Annotated in this window: 19 protein-coding genes and 1 riboswitch; of the genes, 15 read left to right on the forward strand and 4 right to left on the reverse strand. The window is 64.2% G+C overall.

Translation table 11 applies throughout. The features are described from left to right. The first annotated feature begins 739 nt into the window (after nucleotides 1–739). The 3 genes from ACU8YE_RS12465 to ACU8YE_RS12475 all read left to right on the forward strand — a co-directional run bounded on the left by ACU8YE_RS12465 (nucleotide 740) and on the right by ACU8YE_RS12475 (nucleotide 4,196). A complete protein-coding gene (locus tag ACU8YE_RS12465) occupies nucleotides 740–1,936 on the forward strand; it encodes a hypothetical protein (RefSeq protein ID WP_446928842.1) in 1,197 nt (398 codons plus the stop codon). Between the two features lie 38 nt (nucleotides 1,937–1,974). Beyond that, on the forward strand, nucleotides 1,975–2,709 hold the full coding sequence (locus tag ACU8YE_RS12470) for a DsbA family protein (protein ID WP_260801337.1): 735 nt from the start codon (nucleotides 1,975–1,977) through the stop codon (nucleotides 2,707–2,709). A gap of 72 nt (nucleotides 2,710–2,781) precedes the next feature. Continuing rightward, nucleotides 2,782–2,859: riboswitch (Fluoride riboswitch) on the forward strand. A gap of 77 nt (nucleotides 2,860–2,936) precedes the next feature. Continuing rightward, entirely contained in the window at nucleotides 2,937–4,196 is a 1,260-nt protein-coding gene (locus ACU8YE_RS12475; protein WP_433867760.1) for a voltage-gated chloride channel family protein, read from the forward strand. On the opposite strand, the gene ACU8YE_RS12480 is transcribed toward ACU8YE_RS12475, so the two are convergent. Further along, nucleotides 4,184–4,894, reverse strand: a complete 711-nt coding sequence (locus ACU8YE_RS12480) for an IclR family transcriptional regulator (RefSeq protein WP_232040013.1) — start codon at nucleotides 4,892–4,894, stop codon at nucleotides 4,184–4,186. The two genes, ACU8YE_RS12475 and ACU8YE_RS12480, sit on opposite strands and share 13 nt — an antisense overlap. A 169-nt stretch (nucleotides 4,895–5,063) precedes the next feature. On the opposite strand from ACU8YE_RS12480, the gene ACU8YE_RS12485 reads away from it, so the two are divergent. The 8 genes from ACU8YE_RS12485 to ACU8YE_RS12520 all read left to right on the forward strand — a co-directional run bounded on the left by ACU8YE_RS12485 (nucleotide 5,064) and on the right by ACU8YE_RS12520 (nucleotide 13,811). Then, the gene (locus ACU8YE_RS12485; protein ID WP_260801339.1) at nucleotides 5,064–5,762 is read left to right on the forward strand and encodes an RraA family protein; all 699 of its coding nucleotides are present in this window, start codon (nucleotides 5,064–5,066) and stop codon (nucleotides 5,760–5,762) included. After that, on the forward strand, nucleotides 5,762–6,712 hold the full coding sequence (locus tag ACU8YE_RS12490; RefSeq protein ID WP_446928843.1) for an NAD(P)-dependent oxidoreductase: 951 nt from the start codon (nucleotides 5,762–5,764) through the stop codon (nucleotides 6,710–6,712). The genes ACU8YE_RS12485 and ACU8YE_RS12490 overlap by 1 nt, the downstream gene beginning before the upstream one ends. A gap of 5 nt (nucleotides 6,713–6,717) precedes the next feature. Beyond that, nucleotides 6,718–7,668, forward strand: a complete 951-nt coding sequence (locus ACU8YE_RS12495; protein WP_446928902.1) for an SMP-30/gluconolactonase/LRE family protein — start codon at nucleotides 6,718–6,720, stop codon at nucleotides 7,666–7,668. Nucleotides 7,669–7,730: 62 nt separating this feature from the next. After that, nucleotides 7,731–9,098, forward strand: coding sequence for an MFS transporter (locus tag ACU8YE_RS12500; protein ID WP_260781122.1), 1,368 nt, complete (start codon nucleotides 7,731–7,733; stop codon nucleotides 9,096–9,098). Nucleotides 9,099–9,144: 46 nt separating this feature from the next. After that, nucleotides 9,145–10,191 (forward strand): amidohydrolase family protein, encoded by a 1,047-nt coding sequence (locus ACU8YE_RS12505; RefSeq protein ID WP_343618543.1) that lies wholly within the window; start codon nucleotides 9,145–9,147, stop codon nucleotides 10,189–10,191. Nucleotides 10,192–10,223: 32 nt separating this feature from the next. Continuing rightward, nucleotides 10,224–11,477, forward strand: a complete 1,254-nt coding sequence (locus ACU8YE_RS12510; RefSeq protein ID WP_414563311.1) for an MFS transporter — start codon at nucleotides 10,224–10,226, stop codon at nucleotides 11,475–11,477. A gap of 73 nt (nucleotides 11,478–11,550) precedes the next feature. Then, complete coding sequence (locus tag ACU8YE_RS12515) at nucleotides 11,551–12,876, forward strand: MFS transporter (protein WP_316869554.1); 1,326 nt, start codon at nucleotides 11,551–11,553, stop codon at nucleotides 12,874–12,876. 2 nt (nucleotides 12,877–12,878) lie between these two features. Continuing rightward, on the forward strand, nucleotides 12,879–13,811 hold the full coding sequence (locus ACU8YE_RS12520) for an amidohydrolase family protein (RefSeq protein ID WP_446928844.1): 933 nt from the start codon (nucleotides 12,879–12,881) through the stop codon (nucleotides 13,809–13,811). A gap of 52 nt (nucleotides 13,812–13,863) precedes the next feature. Here ACU8YE_RS12520 and ACU8YE_RS12525 read toward each other — a convergent pair whose 3' ends face one another. After that, nucleotides 13,864–14,700 (reverse strand): AraC family transcriptional regulator, encoded by an 837-nt coding sequence (locus ACU8YE_RS12525; RefSeq protein ID WP_446928903.1) that lies wholly within the window; start codon nucleotides 14,698–14,700, stop codon nucleotides 13,864–13,866. 96 nt (nucleotides 14,701–14,796) lie between these two features. On the opposite strand from ACU8YE_RS12525, the gene ACU8YE_RS12530 reads away from it, so the two are divergent. Continuing rightward, nucleotides 14,797–15,084, forward strand: a complete 288-nt coding sequence (locus ACU8YE_RS12530) for a hypothetical protein (RefSeq protein WP_343618548.1) — start codon at nucleotides 14,797–14,799, stop codon at nucleotides 15,082–15,084. Between the two features lie 85 nt (nucleotides 15,085–15,169). Next, on the forward strand, nucleotides 15,170–16,474 hold the full coding sequence (locus ACU8YE_RS12535; protein ID WP_414561648.1) for an O-acetylhomoserine aminocarboxypropyltransferase/cysteine synthase family protein: 1,305 nt from the start codon (nucleotides 15,170–15,172) through the stop codon (nucleotides 16,472–16,474). Between the two features lie 22 nt (nucleotides 16,475–16,496). On the opposite strand, the gene ACU8YE_RS12540 is transcribed toward ACU8YE_RS12535, so the two are convergent. Then, nucleotides 16,497–17,414, reverse strand: a complete 918-nt coding sequence (locus ACU8YE_RS12540; protein ID WP_260801349.1) for a LysR family transcriptional regulator — start codon at nucleotides 17,412–17,414, stop codon at nucleotides 16,497–16,499. 254 nt (nucleotides 17,415–17,668) lie between these two features. Between ACU8YE_RS12540 and ACU8YE_RS12545 the strand changes: the two genes are divergently transcribed. Both ACU8YE_RS12545 and ACU8YE_RS12550 read left to right on the forward strand, forming a co-directional pair. After that, nucleotides 17,669–18,964, forward strand: coding sequence for an MFS transporter (locus ACU8YE_RS12545; protein ID WP_446928845.1), 1,296 nt, complete (start codon nucleotides 17,669–17,671; stop codon nucleotides 18,962–18,964). Between the two features lie 53 nt (nucleotides 18,965–19,017). Further along, entirely contained in the window at nucleotides 19,018–20,217 is a 1,200-nt protein-coding gene (locus ACU8YE_RS12550) for an amidohydrolase (protein WP_433867768.1), read from the forward strand. Here the strand turns inward: ACU8YE_RS12550 and ACU8YE_RS12555 are convergent. After that, nucleotides 20,196–21,602, reverse strand: coding sequence for an amino acid permease (locus ACU8YE_RS12555; protein WP_232040001.1), 1,407 nt, complete (start codon nucleotides 21,600–21,602; stop codon nucleotides 20,196–20,198). The two genes, ACU8YE_RS12550 and ACU8YE_RS12555, sit on opposite strands and share 22 nt — an antisense overlap. Nucleotides 21,603–21,640 lie beyond the last annotated feature (38 nt).

Here is a 21,640-nt window from a genome sequence, read left to right on the forward strand (position 1 = left end):
TTAGCCTGCGCAGCATGCCGGATCGCCCAACGCTGAACAATCCGCCCCCGATTGCGCACACTGGTGAATGCGATTGGACAACCGGGCCTGTTTATGAATCCCGCGCGGGCCCGGGCTCTCCCACTGGAGCGGTGCCATCCCCCTCCAAATATCCCTTGCAGCGGTGGGGTCGGATGTGTAGCCTATGCCACAAAATTACACATGCCTATAAGAAGAAGTCGAATGAAGACGGGGGAAGGCGGGCGTTGAAAGGGCGGCGGACCGATCCTCTCACCTCCGTCAAGCCGAGGGCCGGGCAGCCACACCGGGCTTGCTTCAGTAGATGCGCCCGACCGGGTCCGATGCGCTGTGGCACCACCGTCGTCAGCCGCAAGTGCTGACGCGTTAGGTGTCTCAAGGCGCTGCTTCTGGCGGCGCATGGCGCAGTCTGTCGAGCCTCTCCAGGCCTCACTTCAATGGCTTCCTTGTGGTTCATCCCCAACGGCGGGCAGCCGCACGCGGGATGTCGCCTTGCCGCGCGCCGTGCATGTCGTCGCGGGCATCGTTCTGAATGCGGTCACCCGCTGGGCTCCAAATGAGCGTGTCGAAAAAGTTCTCAAGCAGGCTTCTGGCCTGCTGTGTCGTCCTGGGTCTTTCCGGTTGCGGGGGAGGGGATGGAGGCAGCACAACCGGCGCGGCCTCTGCCGGGCCTACGGGGCCTACGGCACCTGCGGCACAGGGCTACTCCATTGGCGGATCGGTGACGGGCCTGTCCGGCGCCTTGGTGCTCCAGAACAATGCGGCCGATGATCTCGCCATCGGCGCCAACGGCACCTTCACCTTTGCGACCAGCGTATCCAACGGCGCGGCGTATCACGTCACCGTATCGACGCAGCCGGCGACGCAGACGTGCACCGTGACCAATGGCGCCGGTACGGTTTCGGCCGCCAATGTCGGCAACGTGTCGGTGGTCTGCGCAACGAATGCATTCAAGGTCGGCGGCTCGGTTTCGGGGCTGAATGGCACCGTCGTCCTGCAGAACAACGGCACGGACAGCCTGAGCCGTTCCGCCAACGGCGCGTTCGCTTTTACTACGCCTGTGGCGGAAGGCGGGGGATTCTCAGTCACGGTGCAGACCAATCCGGCTGGGCAGAGCTGCAGCGTTGCCAACGGCGCCGGCACCATGGGCACGGGCGACATCAGCACCGTTGCGGTCACCTGCACAACCAACGCCTATACCGTGGGCGGGACGCTCTCGGGTTTGAGCAGCGGCACGGTCGTGCTCAAGAACAATGGCGGCGACAGCCTCTCGCGCAGCGTCAACGGCGCCTTCACGTTTCCATCGGCGGTGGCCTACGGCAATCCGTACGTCGTGACCGTATCGAGCCAGCCCGCCAATCTGAGCTGCCCGGTGGTGAATGGATCAGGAACCATCAGCGGCAACGTGACGAACGTGTCCGTGTCCTGTTCGTGTGCGTCGGGTTATAGCGCTTGCAGTGGTGCGTGCGTCGATACCGCAACCGATTCGAACAACTGCGGCGGTTGCGGCGTGGTCTGCCCCGCCAACTTCGCCTGCAGTTCCGGCGGCTGCGTTGCCGCGGCTTGCACGACGACTGCCGACTGTACAGGTGGGGATGTCTGCCTGGGCGGCACATGCCAGGCGCCCACCTGCACCGATGGCGTGCGCGACGGTCAGGAGACCGACACGGACTGTGGTGGCGGCACATGTTCGGCATGTGCGGTGGGGCAGCACTGCGCAGCCCCGAGCGATTGCACTTCGGGCGTCTGTGCGTCCGGCGTCTGCCAAGCGGCAAGCTGTTTTGACGGCGTGAAGAACGGTAGCGAGACGGCAATCGACTGCGGCGGCGGTGTCTGCGGCGGTTGCGCGGCAGGGCAGGCTTGTCTGGTGTCGACCGACTGCCAATCCGGAGTATGCACGGCCGGCTTTTGCCACTGACCCGCGAGTTCTCCATCCATCTCCATGCAAGGAACGACATGAAGTTCTGGTCAGCCATCCTCGTCTGCGCCGCCAGCGCGCTCCTCTCGTGCGCGGCCTATGCCGACGCGCCGATGACCCAGCAACAAGGCGAGGCCATTCTCAAGGAGTTGCGCGAGATCCACCAGTTGCTGACGCGGCAGGCGGCGCCCGCTGCGCCGGGCAATGCCGCGCCGGCACGCACGCTGTCCGTCAAGGCGCCGGCAACGCATGTGTTGGGCAAGGCGAATGCGCCGATCACGTTGGTCGCCTTTACCGATTTCCAGTGCCCGTACTGCGCGCGCTTTGAAGCCACTACGTTTCCCGAACTCAAGAAGAAATACATCGATACGGGCAAGATGCGTTACGTCTTGCGAGACGTCCCGCTCGACTTCCATCCCTTCGCGATCAACGCGGCGCAGTCGGTGCGCTGCGCGGGCGATCAGAACAAGTATTGGGAAATGAAGGATCTGGTGTTCAAGAACCAGAGCCGGATCGACACCGCTGCACTGGCCTCATACGCCCAAGACCTGGGGCTCGACGCCGGCCAGTATCAGAAGTGCATGGCGGACAACAAGTATCTTCCTGAGATCAATGCGGATAGCCAGTACGCGCATTCCGTGGGCATTTCCGGCACCCCGTCGTTTGTGGTCGGCAGGGTGGTGGATGGCATGGTGCAGGGCCGCCTGATCGTTGGCGCGCAAGGTCTGAGTGTGTTCGAGCATGCCATCGAGGAGATGCTTGCCAAGCCGTAAGGCGACAGTGGGCAGCACACCACGCGAGGCCAGATCGGCTTGTGCCCGTAGGCCGCCTTCAGGCACAATGCGCAACCTTGTGGAGATGGCATTCCTCCCTTAACCGCCGGTCTGCGGATCACGAAACCGGCTGATGATGCCTACAAGTTCCTGAACGAAGGAAGTTGTAGGCACACGCCCAAACGACGTTCTGTCGCTCAGGTTTGAGTTCTTCGAATCTGGTCATCATGAAGAAAACGCTTACACGCTCCGAGCCGATGCTCATGTTCGGGTATCTGCTGCGCTGGCTCTCGCTGGGCTCGCTCGTCGGCATGCTCGCCGGCTTAGGCTCTGCGGTGCTGCTGCTGGCGCTCGATTGGGCGACCAACACGCGCACCGCCCACCCGTGGCTGCTATGGTTCCTGCCCGTGGCGGGGCTTGCCGTTGGGTTGCTCTATCACTACACGGGGCGCTCGGTGGAAGGCGGCAACAATCTGCTGATCGACGAGATCCACGACCCCAAGCGGGTCGTGCCCAAGCGTATGGCGCCGCTCATCCTGCTGGGCACCGTCGTCACCCACATCTTCGGTGGTTCAGCGGGGCGTGAAGGCACGGCTGTCCAGATGGGCGGCAGCTTTGCGGACTACCTGACGCGCTTGTTCTCGCTGGCGCCGGCGGACCGGCGCATCTTGCTGATGGCGGGCATCAGCGCCGGTTTCGCATCGGTGTTCGGCACGCCGCTGGCTGGTGCCGTGTTCGGGCTGGAGGTGCTTGCGATCGGGCGTCTGCGTTATGACGCGATCCTGCCGTGTTTCATCGCAGCCATTGTGGGCGACCTGGTGCCGCCGCTGCTGGGCGTACACCACACGCCGTATGCGATTCCGTTTGTGCCGCATCTCACGCCAATCGCCATTGGCCTGGTTGTGGTGGCCGGCATCATCTTCGGTCTGACGGGGATGACGTTCGCGGCGCTCACGCATCGGCTTGGCCGCCTGTTGAAGCATCACATTGCGTTTGGCCCGCTGCGCCCCGTGCTGGGCGGCAGCGTGGTCGTGGCTGCGACCTTGGCGCTCGGTACAGACAAATACCTGGGCCTCGGCATTCCCGTCATCGTGGATGCGTTCCACAACCCGCTTCCGGCCTACGACTTTGCCGGCAAGGCGGCCTTCACCATCGTGACGCTGGCCTCGGGTTTCAAGGGTGGCGAAGTCACGCCGCTGTTCTACATCGGTGCCACGTTGGGCAATGCGTTGGGTTATGTGCTGCCGCTGCCGTTTCCGCTGCTGGCCGGCCTTGGGTTCGTTGCGGTGTTTGCGGGTGCCGCCAATACGCCCATCGCGTCGACCTTGATGGCGATGGAACTCTTCGGCCCTGAAGTCGGCACGTTTGCCGGCATCGCGTGTGTGGTGAGCTATCTCTTCTCAGGCCACACCGGCATCTATCATGCGCAGCGCATTGGCCATGCAAAGCGTCCTACCGAAGCAGCGCCTTCACATCAAACACCGTAGAAGCGTTCGCACAACGCCGCACTTGCGCCGAGCTTGCGCGACAGTTCGGACGCCGCCTGCAACTGCTTCGCGACGACATCCCCAGCGGTGCGCGCCGCTTCCAGCCGGGAGGCTGCGCCCGACAGCGTCAGAGCAGCCATGAACTTGTCGCCGGAACCGAAGATCGGCGTGGCAAACGCCGCCGTGTGCTGATCGCGCGCGCCGGAGGTGAACAGCGGTAATTCGGGCACGCCGTCATACAACGCTTCACCCAGCCCCCAATAACGCAGCACGTGGCTGATGGCCGTGTCGTCCAGCGGCAGCGACGTGCCAGGCAGGCGGGTCTCGCGTAGGCCCTCGGACGGCTCGGCGCGGAACAGGCACAGCCGTCGGCCGTGATCGACGACGTAGTACGATGCGCTCTCTCGCGTGGCCGCCGCCAGCGCGTGCAGCACCGGCTCCACCACGGACGACAAGTGGAACGACTGCTCGTACAGCTTGCCGAGATACAGCAGGCGCGGCCCGAGCGAGTACGCGCCGGACTCGGAGCGCGTGACATAGCTCATACGCTCCAGCGAGTTCATCAGCCGATACACCGTGGTCTTGTGCATGCCCGACGCTTGCGCCAAGGCCGCGAGTGACAGGGCTTCCGCCCCTGGCTTGAAGCAATCCAGCAAGGCCAGCGCCTTTTCCACTGCGGCAACGCCGTCATTTCCCATTTCCGAATCCCCGAACTCCGAATGGCGAGATTGTACTATGTACAACGCCGTTGTATCTGACGGAAGGGTAAACGCTAGTGGATCGACCCGCCTGCCGTGGCTATAGTGATTTCACTGAGTACACCAATGTTTTACACAGTACAACATCACAGTCTGAGGCCGGTTTTTCATGAGTACCCTTTCGCACAACACTTCCGCCATCGTTCGCGATATCGAACGCGTTTCGCCCGCGCTTGTCGAGGCGGCTGCCCGTTTTCAGGCCGCCATCCTGGCCGACGTTGCCGGCCGCCGCGGCACCTTGAACTGCCGCGTCAAACCGCTCGCGCCGACCATGAAGGTGGCCGGGCCGGCCGTAACGGTCGAAGTCCGCCCGGGCGACAACCTCGCCATCCATGCCGCGCTGGCGGTCGCCAAGCCCGGCGATGTGATCGTGGTGGACGGCAAGGGTGACCAGAGTTGCGCGCTGATCGGCGAAATCATGGCCACGCAGGCGCAGGCAACCGGCATCGCTGGGTTTGTCATCGATGGGGCGGTGCGCGATTCGCACGAACTGGCGCACGGCACGTTCCCGATCTTTTCTGCCGGCTTGAACCCGTGCGGGCCGACCAAGAGCGTGGCAGGCCGAGTAAACCTGCCGGTATCGGCTGCCGGCGCAACGGTGCACCCGGGTGACCTCGTGGTCGGCGACGCAGATGGCGTGGTCGTGATCCCGCGTGCCGACGTCGAGCGCATTCTCGTGCTCGCACAGAAAAAGGTGGACGCAGAAGCGGCCCGCATTGCGGCGATCCGCAAGGGCGATACGCGCCCGGGCTGGCTCGAAAAAGAACTGCGCGCCGCGGGCATGCTGGCTGAAGGTGAGGCACTGTAATGAGCACGACTGCAACCATGCCTGTCCTGCTCGTCACGGCGGCTGACCTGGCGCCGCAAGCAATGGAGATGCTGGGCGATTTCGAAGTCGTGTTTGCCGGCAAGCAGCCCACCGAAGACGACATCGTCGCGCTCTGCGCACGGCACAAGCCGGTGGCGATCATCGTGCGCTACGGCAAGATCAACGCCCGCATCATGGATGCCGCGGCCGGTAACCTGCAGGTGATCTCCAAGCATGGCAGTGGTATCGACGTCATCGATCAGGACGCCGCCGCGGCGCGTGGCATTGCGGTGCGTGCAGCAGTGGGGGCCAATGCCGCCGCCGTGGCCGAGCATGCGTGGGCACTGATCCTGGCGTGTGCGAAGTCTGTCCCGCATCTCGACGCGCGCATGCATGCCGGGCATTGGGATAAAGCGACGCACAAGTCGGTCGAGCTGGATGGCCGCACGCTTGGCTTGGTCGGCTTGGGCGCGATCGGGCGCCGGGCCGCCGCGATCGGGCTGGCGTTCGGTATGCACGTTGTCGCATTCGACCCGTACGCCAAGGAGGCGCCCGCAGGCGTCAAGCTGGTGAGCCTGGGCGAGTTGTACGCACAGTCCGATGTGGTGTCGCTGCACTGCCCGTTGACGGCCGAGAACCGCAAGATGCTGAACCGTGACGCGTTCAACTGCTTCAAGCCCGGTGCGATTCTGGTCAACACGGCGCGCGGCGGCCTCATCGACGAACCAGCGCTGGTGGAAGCGCTGGCCAGTGGCCAACTCCGTGCAGCAGGGCTCGACAGTTTTGACGTGGAGCCGATGACCACGCCGCATCCGTTCCAGGGCGTTGCGAACATCGTCCTGTCGCCGCACATCGGCGGCGTGAGCGACGCGGCCTACGTGAACATGGGCAAGGGCGCGGCGGCCAATGTGCTCGAAGTGATCGAGGAACGTGCCCGCACGGCGGCGTGATGTCCATGTTCCTGCTCTCGCCACCCGTGGTGCGTGAAGCTGAAGTCTTCACGCGCATGCCGGCCAAGTTTCGCAAGCCTGATGTCCAGACGGAATGGGCACGCGCCAATCGCGGGGGGCAAGCCACCGATTCCTTTCTCGAAGGACCGGTGTGGTGTCCGGACGGCCGCGGTCACGGTCATCTGTACGTGACCGATATCCCGCACGGCCGCGTCTTCCGCATCTCGATGGCAGGCGATTGGGAACTGGTGACCGAATACGACGGCGAGCCCAACGGCATGAAGTTCGTCGGCGATGCGCACCTGCTCATCACCGACTACCGCAACGGGCTGATGCTGCTCGACATCAAGCGCGGCGAAGTCACGCCGTATCTGGAGCGCCGCAACTCGGAGCGCTTCAAGGGCGTGAACGACCTGACGTTCGATTCGCTCGGCAACCTGTACTTCACCGATCAGGGCCAGACCGGGCTGCAAGACCCGACAGGGCGCGTCTATCGGCTCTCGCCGCAAGGCAGGCTCGACATGCTGCTCGGCAATTGCCCCAGTCCCAACGGGCTTGTGCTGTCGCCCGACGAGAAGGTGCTGTACGTCGCCATGACGCGCGGCAACTGCGTGTGGCGTGTGCCTTTACAGGCCGATGGCTCCGTCAGCAAGGTCGGACAGTTCTTCACGTCGTACGGCCCGAGCGGCCCGGATGGTTTGACGATCGACACGGCGGGGCGGCTGTTCGTGGCCAACCCCGGGCTCGGTCGCGTCTGGGTGCTGAACCACCGCGCGGAGCCAGATGTGGTCGTGACCAGTCCCGAAGGTGCATCGCTCACGAACCTGTGCTTCGGTGGCCCCGAAATGAAGACGCTGTTCATGACCGAATCGGTGTCCGGCACGGTGCTCAAGACCGAGATGGACATCGCCGGCCCGCAGCCGCATCGGGCAATGCAGACAAAAGCCACGCCCTAGCCACAGATCATCGATACACAACCCCTAGCGCTCATAGAAGCGCGATGGAGGAGACCATGCAAATGTCCCAGACCTTGAGTGCCACCACGCCAGCGCATGGCGCGGATGTGCGCTCCGCCGCCACGCTGCCCGATGCGGACTACCAGGCGAGCGAACGCACGCTGGCCAAGGCGTTCCGCCGCATCCTGCCGTTCATCTTCGCCTGCTATGTGATCAGCTATCTTGATCGCACCAACGTGGGGTTTGCCGCGCTCACCATGAACAAGGACATTGGCCTCACCGCCGAACAGTTCGGGTTCGGCGCAGGGCTGTTCTTCATCGGGTATTTCCTGTTCGAGATCCCGAGCAACCTCATCATGCAGAAGGTGGGTGCGCGCATCTGGATCGCGCGGATCATGATCACGTGGGGCATCTTCTCGATGGCCACGGCGTTCGTGGTCGGGCCCAAGAGTTTTGCGGCGGCGCGCTTTCTGCTGGGTCTTGCCGAAGCGGGCTTCACGCCTGGCATCTACCTGTACTTCACGCACTGGTTTCCGGGCAAGTGGCGCGCCAAGGTGACGGCCGCATTCCTGGTCGGCATTCCGGTGGCGAACATGATCGGCTCACCCATTTCCGGCGCTCTGCTCGAACTCGGTGGCCTGCATGGGCTGCGCAGCTGGCAATGGTTGCTGCTGATCGAAGGGCTGCCGGCGGTGCTGCTCGGTATCGCGTGCCTGTTCGTGCTGGCGGATCGGCCGGAGAAGGCGACATGGCTTACCGACGATGAGAAGGCCGTCCTTGCGCGCCGCCTGGCGCTGGAGCAACGCGACATCGCCAGCAAGCACGGCGCGACACTGCGCGGTGCCATGACCAATTGGCGCGTCTTCGTGCTGGCGTTCATCAACTTCTGCGGCATCGTCGGCTCCATCGGCGTGGGCCTCTGGATGCCGCAGATCATCAAGCAGTTTGGCGTCGAGCACACCGTGGTCGGCTGGCTGACGGCCATCCCGTATGCCGTGGGTGCGGTGGCCATGCTTTGGTGGGCGCGTGTGGCAAACCGGGCGCAGAACCGCATCCCGTATGTGGCAGGTGCGCTGGTGGTTGCAGCGGTAGCGCTGGCGGCCAGCACAGCCGTGGATGCACCGGCGCTCAAGCTGCTGGCGCTGTGCCTGACGGTGAGCGGCATCCTGGCGTTCCAGGCCACGTTCTGGGCGATTCCGTCCACGTTCCTTACGGGCCGTGCGGCCGCGGGCGGCCTGGCGCTGATCGTTTCCGTGGGCAACCTCGGCGGCTTTGTCGGCCCCTCGATGATCGGTGCCATCAAGCAGTTCTCGCATGGCTTTACTGCGCCGCTGCTGGCGGTGTCGGCTGTGTTGCTCATCGGAGCGCTGTCGATTGCCTGGCTGGGCGACCCGGGCGCCGATGCCGGTGAAGCCGACGCGATCCGCTGACGCAACGCCTCCAGCCCGGTTGACTTCATCCTCATCGAGAAAGCCCGTGCAAATCGTCCATGCGCCGCATCTGCCTATCAGGCAAGCGTGGCTCGCCACCCGTCAGGAAGCGGTTCTGCTGCCTGAGCTGCCGATCATCGATGCGCATCACCATCTGTGGGATCGGCAGACCGGCCGCTATCTGACCGAAGAACTGCAGCAAGACGTGAGCAGCGGCCATCGGGTCATTTCGACGGTCTATGTGCAGTGCAGGTCGATGCTGCGGAGCGACGGTCCTGTCGCCATGCGGCCGGTGGGTGAGGTCGAGTTTGCCAACGGGGTTGCTGCCATGTTTGCCAGCGATGCTTATGGGCCAGCACGCGGTTGTGAGGCAATCGTTGGAGGAGCGGATCTCTCATTGGGACGAGACGTTATCCCTGTGCTGGAAGCCATGCTTGAAGTCTCTGGTGGGCGATTGCGCGGCATTCGCAATCCGCTTGCATGGCACGAAAGCGATGCGGTGCGCTCCAGCCCGGTAACCCCGCCGCCGGACCTGATGTTCAGCAGGCCGTTCCGGGAAGGTGTCAGAGCGCTGGAACGCTACCGCCTGTCGCTCGATGCCTGGGTCTATCACACACAGCTCGACGCGTTGTTCGAGCTGGCGAGTGCGATGCCAGGGGTCACGATCGTCATCGACCACTTTGGTGGGCCGATTGGCGTCGGCCCGTACGCTGGGCAATCCGCCGCTGTATTTCAAGACTGGCGCAGGGCACTGACCCGGCTGGCAAGTCTGCCCAACACGCGGATGAAACTCGGCGGTGCGGGCATGACCGTGTTCGGCTTCGATTTTGCGTCTCATGAACAAGCCCCCGCATCGGAGATGCTCGCAGCCGCGTGGAGGCCGTACTTCGAGACCTGTGTCGAACTCTTCGGCGCAGACCGGTGCATGTTCGAAAGCAACTTTCCGGTCGACAAGGGGATGTTCAGCTACGCGGTGCTTTGGAATGCTTTCAAGCGACTGGCCGGAGCAGCGTCGCCTGACGAGCGGGCCGCGCTGTTCAGTCGTACGGCTGCATTGACGTACGGATTACACGTACCAGGAGACAAAACATGAAGGTTGTCAGTGCCGATGCACAGGCGGAGAACATGGCAAGCCGCCAGTCAGAGGACGCGCGGCGGATTACCGGCGCGGAGTGGCGTTCGCTGTCATTGGCTGGGCTGGGCTGGACGTTCGAGAGCTATGACTCTTTTCTTCTCTCGTTGCTGTTGCCGACGCTGGCGCTGCAGTTTGGCCTGAGCAAGACGCAATTGGGCCTCTTTACCAGCATCACGGCGGCTGGGCAGATCATCGGTGGCATCTTCTTCGGTTACGTGTCTGACCGTATCGGAAGGGTTCGGACCGCGATGCTCTGCATCGGCATCTATTCGCTGTTCTCTGGCTTGCTCGCCGCCGCGCCGAACGAGCACTGGTTTGCGGCTTTGCGTCTATGTGGAGCCTTGGGAATGGGCGGGATGTGGACCGCCGGCGCTGCCCTGATCGCCGAGACGTGGCATGCGAGCCGCCGTGGCAAGGGTGGGGCATTGATGCAGATGGGCCTGCCCATCGGCGCAATCATTGCAATCAGCGCGGCGGGGCTGGTCAGTAACCTGAATGATGGTTTGGCCGGCAATGGATGGCGCGTACTCTTTCTCATTGGAGCGCTGCCATTCTTTATCCTGTACTGGGTGGCCCGTCGCACGCCCGAGTCGCCGATCTGGCTTGAACGTCAAGGCAAGACGGCGCTTACCGCAACCCGGGCAAGTCGGGCGCACACAACTCCGGCAAGCCTGAACGTTCGCGGGTTGTTGACGGCGTTTTTCTTCATCTTCTTTCTGCAGTACCTGTACTGGGGTGTCTTTACCTGGACACCGACCTTCCTGATCACCGTCAAGCATCTGGATTTCGTGCACAGCCTGAAGTTCGTGCTCGCGCTGCAGTTCGGTGCCATCGCAGGTTTCTTGCTGTTTTCCGCACTGGTGGACCGGGTGGGCCGCCGACCGATGTTCATTGCCTACCTGCTCGTGGGGGCCGCAGCCGTGGGTGTCTATATTCTGTCGTCGAATCCGTTGCTGTTGATGGTGGCGATTTTCCTGACCGGATTTGGTGTGAACGGCATCTTTGCCGGATCGGGCCCGTTTCTGGCAGAGATTATCGGGAACACGACCTCGCGAGGGTTCCTCATGGGGCTGGCCTACAACGGCGGACGACTCGGTGGTTTCATTGCGCCGCTGTTGATTGGTGCGCTTGCTTCGACATCGGGTGGCTTTGTCCTCGGGTTGTCTACCACGATCGTGGCGTTTACGGCCGCTGCGATTGTCGTTCTTCTTGCCCCCGAAACCCGCGGCAAGACGCTTGGGTGATCCCCTGTCGTTCCACCACTGATTTCGCCTCAGAGGGCCCGTAGAGAGCGCCCATTGGCATCCGGAGACCTGTATGCAACAAGCTGGCATCACTGATGTAACTGATCTTGAAAAACAGACCCTGAGCAAGGTGGTCTGGCGGCTCGTGCCATTTCTCATGCTCTGCTACCTGCTGGCCTTCATCGACCGCGGCAACGTGGGCATGGCCTCGCTGCAGATGAATCATGACCTCGGGCTGACGGCCCGCGTGTTCGGGTTTGGCAGCAGCCTTTTCTTCGTGTCGTACTTCTTCTTCGAGGTGCCGAGCAATCTTGCGCTGCAACGCTACGGCGCGCGCATCTGGATTGCGCGGATCATGATCACGTGGGGGCTGATCTCGGCCGCGACGGCACTGGTGCAAGGCCCGGCATCGTTCTATGCGCTGCGCTTCCTGCTGGGCGCGGCGGAGGCCGGGTTCTTTCCCGGCGTGCTGCTGTATCTGTCGTATTGGATTCCGGCAACGCACCGTGCCCGCATCGTGGCGACGTTCATGGTCGCGATTCCGGCAGCGAGCTTCATCGGCTCGCCCATCTCCGCTGCGCTGCTGCAGATGGATGGATTAGCCGGCCTGCGCGGTTGGCATTGGCTGTTCATCCTCGAAGGCATTCCCACGGTGCTGCTCGGCATCGCGTGCCTGCGCCTGCTGACCGATCGGCCCGAAGAAGCCAAGTGGCTGTCGAGTGACGAGCGCCAGTGGCTCACGAACACGCTGGCTGGTGAAGCGCGTGGGCCCAAGAAGGTTGCGCAGATGCCGCTGGCCAAGCTGTTCTGTAATCGCTACGTGCTGTGCCTCGCGCTGGTGGACGTGTGTGCGTCGGCCGCCGGCAGCACGCTGTCGGTGTGGCAGCCGCAGCTTCTCAAATCGTTTGGCTTGACCGTCATGCAGACGGGGCTGCTGAACTCTGTGCCGTATGCAGTGGCTTCGGTGCTGATGGTGTTCTGGGGCCGCCGCTCGGACCGCCTCAAGGAGCGCCGCTGGCACACCGCCATTCCCATGCTGCTGATCGGCCTCGGCCTGTTCGGCACGTCGCTCAGCGGGTCGCTCGTGCCGACCATGGTGATGCTGTGCGCGGTGCTGGTGGGTGCCTATTCGTTCAAGGGGCCGTTCTGGGCGCTGGCCTCCGGCATGCTCTCGAACAGTGCAGCCGCTGCGGGGCTTGCCACCATCAACGCGATTGCCAACCTCATCGGCGGTGGCCTGATGGTGAATGTGTACGGCTGGGTCAAGCAGGCCACCGGCAGCTATGCACTGGCGCTGATGCCGTTGGCGCTGCTGACGCTGGTGAGCGTGACGACGTTGCTGCTGCTGAGTCGCGCGAAGCCCGAAGCGCAGGTGCTGAACAAGGCGGAGGCGGCCTGACCATGCGCGCCCTCAACAGAAGGCAATTCCTGCAGATCGCGGGGCTGGGCGCCGTGGCGGCCGCTGCTCCGACGCTTACCGAAGCGGAAGAGTTGTGGTCCACCGGTAGCGCCCCGCCGACGTTCAAGCTGCCGGCCGGCGCAGTGGATTGCCATATGCACATCTACGATGACCGTTTCCCCAGTGCCCCGGGCAGCACGCTACGACCGCCCAACGCAAGCATCGAGCAGTACCGCAAGGTGCAGGCGCGTTTGGGCGTGCAGCGCAACGTGGTCGTCACGCCGTCGACGTACGGAACGGACAACCGCTGCACACTGGATGCGCTGAAGCGTTTCGGGCCAAATGCGCGCGGTGTCGCGGTAGTCGATACCTCTGTGACGGATGCCCAGCTTGCGCAGATGCACGCAGCAGGTGTGCGAGCCATCCGCTTCAACCTGAGCTATCCGGGCGCCACCACAGTCGACATGCTTGCCCCGCTGGCGTCACGCATCGGCGCACTTGGGTGGCATATCGAGCTTGTCGTGCAAGGCGCGAAGCTGCCCGCGCTCGAGTCGCATCTGCTTGCGCTGCCATGTCCGCTTGTCATCGACCACATTGCCCATGTGCCGCAGCCAGGAGGCATGCAGTCCGACGCGATGCGCACAGCGCGACGCCTGGTCGACAAGGGAAACACGTGGATCACGCTGTCCGGCCCATACGTCGATACCAAGACCGGTGCACCGGCCTATGCCGACGTAGAGCCTGTCGCCAGGGCATTCATCAACATGGCGCCCGAGCGGATGCTCTGGGGCACTGACTGGCCGCATCCGACCCAGAAGGCCAACAAGCCGGACGATGCTGCGCTGGTGGATACGATTGCCGCATGGATCGGACGTGCGGATTGGCAGCAGATGATCTTTGTTGCCAATCCGGTGAAGCTTTACGGTTTTACCTAGGCGGCTTCCGATACGGCGATCACAGCGGAAACTATGCTTTCGGCAGACCAGGTCAGGACACCGCCGGAGTCGTCTTGCGCGATGGTGGAGAAGTCAATGTGAGTCCATCGCACCCACCAGCGGCATATCGCCCCGGCGTAACGCCGAACGTTGCACGAAACCGAGCGATGAACGCGCTGACGTTGTCATAGCCGAGATCGAGCGCCACCATGGTCACAGGCGCGCCGGCCGCCAGCCGTTCCAGTGCACACATCATGCGAAGCCGGTGGCGCCAAGTCTCGAATGCGTAGCCGGTTTCGCCGGCAAACCGCCGGGTAAGTGTGCGCGGAGCAACGGCGGCCCAGTCGGCCCATTCCTGCATGCGTCGGGTGTCGGCAGGATTGGCGATGAGTGCATCGGCGATCTTGCGCAGGCGCGTGTCGACGGGCATCGGTAAAGCAGTGGCCGCCGGTGTAAGCGCGCGGATTTCATCGGCGATCACCGCAGCGATGCGCTGCTGCTTCGCGTCGAGCGGCGCGTCCGACCACGTCGCCGCACGGGAGATCGCGGCGCGCAGCAGCGCTGACATCGACAGCACGCATGGCGCGCCGGGCAGCTCTTCGCATGCATCAGGCGCGAGGTAGGCGGACCAGCCGACGAACGGCCCGTGTGTTTGCGCGCCGTGCGCTACGCCGGGTGGAATCCATACCGCCTGCGCTGCAGGCACGACACAGCGGCTTGCGCCTGTCTGCACGGTCAATACCCCGACATCCGTTCCGAAAAGCTGCCCGCGCGCATGACTGTGGAGTGCGGTCGCGCGCGGCAAGGAACTGGCGTGGTCCGCCGCGTAGAGCCATCGACCACCGGCCGAGTCCACGCGCGCGGCTGAGAGGAGGGGTTGGGAGGGCATGGCTTGAAAAGCGTATTGATTGGCTATCATATCTGAGTCAGGCCAACTTACCCGCTCTACAGTGACGTGGTCAACCACACCCAAGGAGCACATAACATGCGGCCCGAAGATGTTCTTCCCGACACCGCCAGCCATGCCGATTTCGAAGGGTTGACCATCCGCAAAGGTACGGTGGCGGCCTTCCTCGCGAACGCGCAGGCGTGGCTGGATCCCAGCATCGATCGAGCGCAACGTGCCGAGGCAGAACAATTGATGCGCGAGGCGGTACCCGCGCTCGAAGCACTGGGCGTATTTGCCCTCCTGGAGGTGCGGGATGCAGCGCTGCGCGGGCTGATCGCGCACTGGCAGACGGAGCGCGCTGCATGCGCTGGTAAGGCGGCCTGAGCGCATAACCAAAGACAAAAACGGTCGTTCCCTCAACCGCAGGGCTGCCCATATGCTCCCCGGACCAACCTTCCGGAGACGCACCATGACGCAGCCGTCCTTGAGCACTGCCCCTGCCTGGAAACTCGACACCGTGGCCGTCCACGGCGGTTACAGCGCGGACCCGACCACCCGCGCGGTGGCCGTGCCGATCTACCAGACCGTTGCCTTTGCGTTTGACGACACGCAGCACGGCGCCGATCTGTTCGACCTGAAGGTGCCGGGCAACATCTACTCGCGCATCATGAACCCGACCAACGATGTGCTGGAGAAGCGCATCGCCGCGCTCGAAGGCGGCATCGGGGCGCTGGCGCTGGCGTCGGGGCAGGCGGCCGTCACGTATGCGATCCAGACGATTGCGGAAGCGGGTGACAACATCGTCTCGGCCAGCACGCTGTACGGCGGCACCTACAACCTGTTCGCGCACACGCTGCCGCTGTCGGGCATCACCACGCGGTTTGCCGACCCGAGCGACCCTGCATCGTTCGAGGCGTTGATCGACGACCGTACAAAGGCCGTCTTTGCCGAGACCGTCGGCAACCCGCTGGGCAACATCACCGACATTGCGGCGCTTGCCGAGATCGCGCACCGCCACGGCGTGCCGCTCATCGTCGACAACACGGTGCCGACGCCGTACCTGACGCGGCCCTTCGAGCATGGCGCCGACATCGTCGTGCATTCGCTGACGAAGTACCTGGGCGGCCACGGCACGAGCCTGGGCGGCGCGATCGTCGATTCGGGCAAGTTTCCGTGGGCGAAGCACAAGGCGCGCTTCAAGCGGCTGAACGAGCCCGACGTGAGCTACCACGGTGTCGTCTATACGGAAGCGCTGGGCGACGCGGCGTATATCGGCCGCGCCCGCGTGGTGCCGCTGCGCAATACCGGGGCGGCGCTGTCGCCGTTCAACGCGTTCCTGATCCTGCAGGGCATTGAAACGCTGGGCTTGCGCATCGACCGCATCACGCAGAACGCCACACACATCGCCCGACATCTGCGCGGCCACGCCAAGGTGGAGTGGGTCAACCACGCCAGCCTTGACGATCACCCCGACCACGGGCTAGTGCGCAAATACCTTTCGGGCAAGGCGCCGGGGCTGCTCACGTTTGGCGTGAAGGGTGGCTTTGCCGCCGGGGCGCGTTTTCAGGATGCGCTGCAATTGTTCACGCGGCTGGTGAACATTGGCGACGCCAAGTCGCTGGCCACGCATCCGGCATCGACCACGCATCGGCAGTTGTCAGAAACCGAACTGGTCAAGGCTGGCGTGCGGCAGGAGACGATCCGGTTGTCGATCGGCATCGAGCATATCGACGACCTGCTCGCCGATCTGGATCAGGCGCTGGCGTTGGCCTGATCGCGCGCAGAACCGCACTGGTTCACGGCTGCGCCGGCCGCTCCGGATACGCCTGCCGCAGCGCCTGTGCCAGCGCGTCATGCAAGCGCGCGCCGAGCGCTGTCAGGACGTGGCGGTCCCGCGTGAGCAGCGAGATGACGCGCTCGGGCATTGGCTGATCGGTCTCGATAAAGTCGATCGTCTGACGGATGATGGGCGAGCGCGTCGATTCGCTCGACAGCAGGAGCAGGGCGTCCGATTTCCAGCACAGTTCGAGCAGCAGGGTCATCGAGTTGCATTCGACCACGCGTTCGGGCGGGGCGAGACCGGCGTCGGCAAACAGTCGGTACAGCGGCGAGTGCTCGTCAGCAAGCGAATCGGGGGCAAGCCACTCTTCTTGCTGCAACGCATGCAGGGGCTGATGGCCGCGCAACGGGTGGCCCTTGCGTACGCCGATCAGCGTCTGCGCGCGGCAGACCACGGTGTGGTCGAACCCGCGTTCGCCCGTCTGCAACTGAGACGTCAGCGCAAAATCGATGGCGCCCTCGCGCAGCAGTTCCAGTAATTGGCCCGGACGTGCCTCCAGGATGCGCAAACGCGCATTGGGAAACTCCCGCCGGAAGGTCACGAGGCAGTCAGCCACCGGCCCGATGAGCGCGGTGACAGGGGTGACGCCCACCGTCAGTTCGCTCGTCACCGCCCCTTTCATGTCTTCCAGGTCTTCTCGTGCGCGCTTGACGCTTTCATTGATCAAGCGTGCATGCCCGACCAGGCGCTGGCCATACGGCGTAAGCCGGATGCCCTTGCTGGAGCGTACGAACAGCGTTGCGCCCACGCTGGTTTCCAGCTCCTTGATGGCCTTGCTGAGTGCTGGCTGCGTGATGTGAAGCAGGCGTGAAGCCTCCTGGATGCTGCCCGTCTCGGCAACAGTGACCAGTGCGCGTAGCTGGTTGAGCTTCATAGGTGTCCTTGATACACGGCGCGGCGGAGCTGGCATGCCGCACCGCCAGCCAGCAACTGTACTGCGGAATCCTCCCGGGGCGGCGGTTGGACTAGCCGGGCAGACTCGGATGCGCGCTCCCGCCATAGCCAACAGCTATAGCCATGAAAAAAAGCGAGAGGCGGAATCGGCCCGACCGCTCCTACTATTGCCCTTCAATCCAGCGCATTGCGGGACGCTCATAGAAGCCCGCCCGACTGGAGGAGACATCAAAGATGGATGCCCAGATCGCCGTGCCCGCTGGCGCCCCGCGCCAAGGCACCACCGCCGTGACCCCGCATTCGAGCCGCGCTGTCGTTGCCGCCGCCATCGGCAACGGGCTCGAAATGTACGACTTCACGGTCTATAGCTTCTTTGCCGCCACCATCGGGCGATTGTTCTTTCCGTCGAGCAGCCCGCTGGCCTCGTTGCTGTTGTCATTCGCCACGTTTGGTGCGGGCTTTGTCATGCGGCCGCTGGGCGCCGTGCTGATCGGCAACATGGCCGATCGGCGTGGCCGCAAGGCAGCACTCACACTGACAATTGCATTGATGACGGCGGGCACCGCGCTGATCGCCTTCACACCCAGCCACGCGGCGATCGGCGTGACGGCAACGGTGCTGGTGGTACTCGGGCGCTTGCTGCAGGGGCTGTCGGCCGGCGGGGAAATCGGCGCGGCGTCGGCACTGCTGCTGGAATCGGCCAGCAAGGGCCGGCGTTGCTTCCTGGTAAGTTGGCAGGCTGCCACGCAGGGTGCGGCGGCACTGCTCGGCGCATTGTCCGCGGCCGGTGTGAGCGCCGTGCTTAGCCCCGAGGCTCTACAGAGCTGGGGATGGCGGCTGCCGTTCTTGCTGGGCTTGTTGATCGCGCCGGTTGGCATGTATATCCGCCGGCATCTGAAGGAGGCGCACGAGGCCGCCCCCCACGGCAGCGTGGTCGACGTGCTTCGCCAGCATGCACGCACGCTGGTGCTGGGCATGCTGCTGATGACGGGGGCCACTGCGTCCATGTACATCCTGATCTTCTACATGCCCACGTACCTGATCCACTCGTTGCACATGCCGCCGGTCACGGCATTTCTCACGGCGTGCGTGGCGGGGTTCACCATGCTGGTCATGTCGCCGCTGTTTGGTCTGATTGCTGACCGCTTGCCGACGCGCAAGCCGATGCTGTATGTCGCGTCTGCGGTGAGCTTGTCGTGCACGTACCCGGGCTTCGTGCTGCTGTCTTCCGGTGCGGGGTTGGCACTCACTATGGGGTTGATCGTGCTGGGCGTGACGATCATGGCGGTCAGCAATGGCGCAGGCGCGGCGCTGCTGATGGAGGCCTTCCCGCGCCAGCATCGCGCAACCGGCATGTCGGTGATGTACAGCCTGGGGGTGACCGTGTTCGGCGGCTTTGCGCCGCTCATCGTTACGTGGTTGCTGGGCGTAACCGGCAACCCGATGGCACCGGCCTGGTATCTGCTGGCCAGCAGTGCAATCAGCCTGGGCGCGCTCACGCTGTTCCCGACGTATCCCGGCCGCGATTGAGATTGATGCCGCGCCATCATTGCCTTTACCTAGTTCGCCTCTGACCTCGCACCATGTACCTCGATCCGAATTCACCCAGCATCCCCCAGGCCCTGCACGTGGGCGCCGACCGCTTTGCCGAACTGCGTCACCGCATCCATGCCAACCCGGAATTGGGTGCCGACGTGCCGCACACTTCCCAGCTCGTCGCCGGTCTGCTGCGTGAATGGGGCTATGACGTGCACAGCGTCGGCGGCCACGGCCTGGTGGGGCAATTGAAGGTGGGCAACGGCACGCGCACGATCGGCCTGCGCGCCGACATGGACGCGCTGCCCATGCAGGAGCGCACAGGCTTGCCCTACGCCAGCCAGGTGGCCGGCCGCATGCATGCGTGCGGCCACGATGGCCATACCGCCACGTTGCTTGCGGCCGCCGAGCACCTGGCGGCCACGCGCAACTTCAACGGCACCCTGAACCTCATCTTCCAGCCCGATGAAGAGGGCCTGACCGGCGCCGTGGCCATGATGGACGATGGCCTGTTCGAGCGCTTCCCCTGCGATGGCATCTACGCTTTCCACAACGCGCCCGGCTTACCGCTGGGCGTGGCCGTCGTGCAGAGCGGCCCGCTGGGCGGTTCGTCAGATCGTGTAACGGTGACTTTCAGCGGGCGCGGCGGCCATGGCGCCATGCCAAACCTGGCGGTGGACCCGACGCTGGCTCTGGCATCGACGGTGGTGGCGTTGCAGGGCATCGTCTCGCGCAATGTCGCGCCCGTGGATGCGGCGGTCATCAGCGTTGGGCAGATGCAGGCCGGGACGACGCACAACATCATCCCCGAAACGGCCATGCTCAAGTTGAGCGTGCGCGCGACCAAGCCGGAGGTGCGCGAGCTGCTGGAGACGCGCATCCGCGAGGTCATTACGCACCAGGCCGCATCCTATGGCGTGTGCGCGGAGATCGTCTACGAGCGGTTGGTGCCGGCCATCTGCAATACACCCGAGCAGACCGCTATCGCGCGCCGTGCCGTGGCGAGCGTGCTGGGCGAGGAGCGCGTCATCCAGGTGCCGCCGTCTTCGCAGATGGGCAGTGAAGACTTTGCCTGGATGCTGGAAAAACGCCCAGGCTGCTACTTCGCGCTGGGCAACGGCTTGGGCGGCCAGTGGGTCGGCTGCTCGCTGCACAACGACGGCTACGATTTCAATGACAAGCTGATCCCCATTGGGGCGGCATGCTGGGTGGCGCTGGTGGAGGATCAGTTGCGCGCAGAGGGCTGACGCGCAGGCGACTCCCCCAGCCGCGCCTGCCGGAATACCAGCGCCATCACCAGCAAGAACGGCACACCTACCACCAGCGTCATGCGGAAATCCGCCATCCACGCCGTACTGACGATGATGACCGCCATCGCGACGGCGCCGATGACGGTCAGCGCCGGAAAGCCCCACATGCGGAACCGCAGCGTGCGACCTTCGCGTTCCGCTGCCCGGCGAAAGCGCAGGTGCGTGATGAAGATGACGAGCCACGTAAAGAGCGCGCCGAACATCGCAAGCGCCATCATCAGCAAGAACGAATGGCCCGGAAGCACGACGCTGAGTACGGCCGCCAGCGCAGCCCCAGAACTGGACACAGCGAGCGCGCGCAAGGGCACGCCGCGTTGGCTCACCACACCGAGCGCCCTGGGCGCCTGCCCGCCGCGTGCCAGGCTGAACAGCATGCGCGTGGACACATACAACTGCGCGTTCATCGACGACAAGGCGGCGGTGAGCACCACGAAGTTCATCACCCCCGCGCCGCCTGCAATGCCCAGGATCTCCATCACCCGCACGAAGGGGCTCTTGCCTGTGCCGGCTTGCTGCCACGGCACCACGGCCAGCATCAGCGCAAGTGTGCAGAGGTAGAAGAACACCAGCCGGAACAGCGTGGAGCGGAATGCGCGCGTGGCGGCCGCTTCGGGCTCGCGCGCTTCACCGGCGGCCACGGCAATCAGCTCGATACCGAAGAAGCTGAAGATGCTGACCACCGCGCCGAACCACACGCCATGCCAGCCGTTCGGCAGAAAGCCGCCCATGTCCACGTAGTTGTGAAAGCCGATCGATGCGCCTTCGGGCGCACGATGAATGGCATAGCTCGCCACCGCCAGAAACGCGACGATGGCCACCACCTTGATCATCGAGCACCAATATTCGGCCACGCCGAATACCTCGACGCTGCTGGCGTTGATCCACACGAGCACGGCAGAGAACCCCACGATCCATACCCACGCTGGCACGCCCGGAAACCAGTAAGCCATGTAAACCGCCACCGCCGTCACCTCTGCACCAATCACGAAGACGACCGCCGCCCAATACGCATAACGCACCAGGAAGCCGGCGAGCGGGCTAACGTAATGCTCGGCATAGGCGCCAAAAGAGCCGGTGGTCGGGTGGGCCACCACCATCTCGGCCAGGCAGCCCATGAGCAGCAGCGCAATGATTGCGCCAATGGCATAGCTTGCAATCACGCCTGGGCCGGCCAGTTGAATGGCCGCACCGCTGCCCAGGAACAGACCGGTGCCGATCGCGCTGCCGATGGCGATCATGGCGAGTTGCGCAGATGAGAGACGGTGCTGCAGGCCGCCTTCGCGTGCGGCCAGCGCTTCGAAGCTGCCGGTGGCCTTGGTCATGGTGTTGTCCTGACTGGGGAAAAGGCCGGGATGATACG

The sequence above is a fragment of the Ralstonia sp. VS2407 genome (assembly GCF_052950655.1).

Excerpts from the sequence above, each read along its gene's own strand:
- ACU8YE_RS12515 (WP_316869554.1), top strand. The coding sequence starts at position 11,551 with ATGCAACAAGCTGGCATCACTGATGTAACTGATCTTGAAAAACAGACC.
- ACU8YE_RS12510 (WP_414563311.1), top strand. The coding sequence starts at position 10,224 with ATGGCAAGCCGCCAGTCAGAGGACGCGCGGCGGATTACCGGCGCGGAG.
- ACU8YE_RS12485 (WP_260801339.1), top strand. The coding sequence starts at position 5,064 with ATGAGTACCCTTTCGCACAACACTTCCGCCATCGTTCGCGATATCGAA.
- ACU8YE_RS12530 (WP_343618548.1), top strand. The coding sequence starts at position 14,797 with ATGCGGCCCGAAGATGTTCTTCCCGACACCGCCAGCCATGCCGATTTC.
- ACU8YE_RS12475 (WP_433867760.1), top strand. The coding sequence starts at position 2,937 with ATGAAGAAAACGCTTACACGCTCCGAGCCGATGCTCATGTTCGGGTAT.
- ACU8YE_RS12470 (WP_260801337.1), top strand. The coding sequence starts at position 1,975 with ATGAAGTTCTGGTCAGCCATCCTCGTCTGCGCCGCCAGCGCGCTCCTC.
- ACU8YE_RS12480 (WP_232040013.1), bottom strand. The coding sequence starts at position 4,894 with ATGGGAAATGACGGCGTTGCCGCAGTGGAAAAGGCGCTGGCCTTGCTG.
- ACU8YE_RS12495 (WP_446928902.1), top strand. The coding sequence starts at position 6,718 with ATGTTCCTGCTCTCGCCACCCGTGGTGCGTGAAGCTGAAGTCTTCACG.
- ACU8YE_RS12520 (WP_446928844.1), top strand. The coding sequence starts at position 12,879 with ATGCGCGCCCTCAACAGAAGGCAATTCCTGCAGATCGCGGGGCTGGGC.
- ACU8YE_RS12555 (WP_232040001.1), bottom strand. The coding sequence starts at position 21,602 with ATGACCAAGGCCACCGGCAGCTTCGAAGCGCTGGCCGCACGCGAAGGC.
- ACU8YE_RS12545 (WP_446928845.1), top strand. The coding sequence starts at position 17,669 with ATGGATGCCCAGATCGCCGTGCCCGCTGGCGCCCCGCGCCAAGGCACC.
- ACU8YE_RS12525 (WP_446928903.1), bottom strand. The coding sequence starts at position 14,700 with ATGCCCTCCCAACCCCTCCTCTCAGCCGCGCGCGTGGACTCGGCCGGT.
- ACU8YE_RS12490 (WP_446928843.1), top strand. The coding sequence starts at position 5,762 with ATGAGCACGACTGCAACCATGCCTGTCCTGCTCGTCACGGCGGCTGAC.
- ACU8YE_RS12550 (WP_433867768.1), top strand. The coding sequence starts at position 19,018 with ATGTACCTCGATCCGAATTCACCCAGCATCCCCCAGGCCCTGCACGTG.
- ACU8YE_RS12500 (WP_260781122.1), top strand. The coding sequence starts at position 7,731 with ATGTCCCAGACCTTGAGTGCCACCACGCCAGCGCATGGCGCGGATGTG.
- ACU8YE_RS12540 (WP_260801349.1), bottom strand. The coding sequence starts at position 17,414 with ATGAAGCTCAACCAGCTACGCGCACTGGTCACTGTTGCCGAGACGGGC.
- ACU8YE_RS12535 (WP_414561648.1), top strand. The coding sequence starts at position 15,170 with ATGACGCAGCCGTCCTTGAGCACTGCCCCTGCCTGGAAACTCGACACC.